Source organism: Methylobacterium sp. J-026, assembly GCF_022829585.1.
Classification (GTDB): Bacteria; Pseudomonadota; Alphaproteobacteria; order Rhizobiales; family Beijerinckiaceae; genus Methylobacterium.
The window spans coordinates 1-2,041 of record NZ_JAKSYC010000323.1; the positions used below are offsets into that span (position 1 = coordinate 1).

Annotated in this window: 4 protein-coding genes and 1 pseudogene; 4 read left to right on the top strand and 1 reads right to left on the bottom strand. The window is 65.4% G+C overall.

Annotated features, from left to right (window positions below; translation table 11 throughout):
* The 4 genes and pseudogenes from MKK69_RS27895 to MKK69_RS27910 form a co-directional block, all read left to right on the top strand.
* Positions 1 to 277 (top strand): annotated as a pseudogene (locus MKK69_RS27895) (methyl-accepting chemotaxis protein); the annotation flags it as partial.
* Positions 278 to 333: 56 nt separating this feature from the next.
* A complete protein-coding gene (locus MKK69_RS27900) occupies positions 334 to 1,053 on the top strand; it encodes a cache domain-containing protein (RefSeq protein WP_243973418.1) in 720 nt (239 codons plus the stop codon).
* Positions 1,054 to 1,095: 42 nt separating this feature from the next.
* Positions 1,096 to 1,338, top strand: a complete 243-nt coding sequence (locus tag MKK69_RS27905) for a hypothetical protein (RefSeq protein ID WP_243973419.1) — start codon at positions 1,096 to 1,098, stop codon at positions 1,336 to 1,338.
* Positions 1,339 to 1,372: 34 nt separating this feature from the next.
* Positions 1,373 to 1,582 carry a hypothetical protein gene (locus MKK69_RS27910; RefSeq protein ID WP_243973420.1) on the top strand — a complete coding sequence of 70 codons (210 nt, stop codon included), beginning with the start codon at positions 1,373 to 1,375 and terminating at the stop codon, positions 1,580 to 1,582.
* A gap of 240 nt (positions 1,583 to 1,822) precedes the next feature.
* Here the strand turns inward: MKK69_RS27910 and MKK69_RS27915 are convergent.
* Positions 1,823 to 2,041, bottom strand: a 219-nt coding sequence (locus MKK69_RS27915; RefSeq protein ID WP_243973421.1) for a hypothetical protein, incomplete at its 5' end; no start/stop codon positions are given.

Consider the following 2,041-nt stretch of genomic DNA (forward strand, 5'->3'; position numbering starts at 1 on the left):
CACCGGGCGGATCCGCGAGATCAGCGGTGTGGCGACCTCGATCGCCGCGGGCGTGGAGGAACAGGGGGCGGCGACACAGGAAATCGTGCGCAACGTCGGTCAGGCTGCCCAGGGCACCGGCGAGGTGACCAGCAACATCGCGGGTGTTGCAAGTGCGTCCGAGGAGACGGGTGCAGCGGCGAGCCAGGTGCTGGGGGCAGCCTCCGAACTATCCCGTCAATCCGAGCACCTCGCGGCCGAGGTCGGGCGCTTCCTCGCTACGGTGCGGGCAGCATGAGCTTTGCGTCCCCAGCCTTTGGTTTTCTCATCCTGCACTCGTATCGGAGACCAGCCATGCCTGCATCGATCCGCCGGGTATCTCTTCCCCTCCTGCTGTCCGTGGTGACTGTTCTGAGCATCGGCACAAGCGCCGACGCCTGCGGCGATAGCGAAGCTGGTCTCTCCTGCGACGATAGCGGTTCTGGGGCCGAGATGGGCGCCAAATGGATGCTGAGCCGCGCGAGCAAGGCCGTGATGGTCGATAAGGCCAAGGCGCTCAGCGCGTTCGCGAAGGGGGCGGACGGCTTTCGCACCGCCGATAGTTACGTATTCTGCGTTGGACCCGATGGCGTGATGAGCGCGCACCCCAATCCGATCCTCCAGGGCCACGACGTGCACGACCTGCATGACAAGACCGGCAACTATTTCATCAAGACGATGGTGGACACGGCCGTGGCCGGCGATGTTAAGGAGATCCGCTACCTGTTCCCGAAGCCCGGCAGCACGGTCGAGGAGCCTAAGACCACCTATTATACGAAGGCTGGCGATCAGACCTGCGGGGTAGGCATCTACGATACCGATACAGCGGCGCCGGCGCTGGCTACTCCGGAGGCGCGCTTGGTAAGCCTGCGCCAGAAGCTCGACGGAGAGATCCCGCAAGCAGCCCGTGCCGACTGGAATGCCTTTCTGGAGACGCTGAACCAGGTCGGTGATGCCCGAACCGCGGCGCTGGCGAAGGCACGCGATGGTCTAAAGGCCGCTGAAGCTGCCCTCAATCTGGACGAGCAGAAATAGGCTCAGTCAGATCGCACTGGACTCACAACCAGGAAGCGCATCGTGGCGCTGGCCAACCTTGTGCCGCTGACAGAGGCAGCGACCTTCACCTTCGGGTGCGCGATGCTGCGCGCGCGTTGGCTTGATCCAGAGCGCGTCGGCTTGGTGCTGATAGCCATTGCGGCCTTGCTGGTTGCCGGGCTGCTGATCGCGCTCACGCCCGATAGCATCTGCATCGATGCGAACATTCTCGATCCGGCTGCCGTATGGCCCCTTTCGGGCAAAGCTGACCTCTACGGCAGGTAGACGCCCCGGCTTGATCTAAGCGCAGAGGGTCCGGATGAGCGACGTCGTAACCGCCCTGCTCCTGGCGCTGGCGGCCGAGAACGCCGAGTTGCGCGAGCAACTGGCCTCCGCTCAAGACATGCTCGTCGAGACCGCGATCGACGCCGGCAACATGCACGCCCTCGTGGAGGCCATGCGGACCGAGCGCGATGCGTGGCGCGAGGAGGCCGAGCGCTTGGGCAGGAAGGTCCTGAGGATAGGCTGACACAGGCGACACCGCTTTGGCCGGCTGCTACAGCACCTGCCTCCCCCAGCCGCGCGCCCGAGGCGTTCGCGACACCAAACGGCGTGCAGCGGGCGAGCATGCGACGACAGGCGGGCCCGAGCCAGTTCCTCGGGGCTCGCCCGTGAAGCCTTGGCCGGGCAGTCGCATGAGGGTCGGTGCGGCGGGGGAACTGGACACCGCAGGGCGCCGGCTCACGGCCTGTCTCTGCAATCAGCAACCTCAACCAGCCTCGCCTATGCCGTAGGTGCGAGCGGCCGTCGCCATACGGATGAGCTGCTCGAGATCCAACTCCACGGCATCTTTCACGTCATCGACCTGCAGTAGCTCGACGAGGCCGACAAGCTCTAGGCGCAAGGCCTCGATCATCGTTTCCAGCGATTCCCCCAGGGCGCGGATCTGTGTCCCGCGGGGGCCGAGATCCACCCCTTCGGCGAAGGC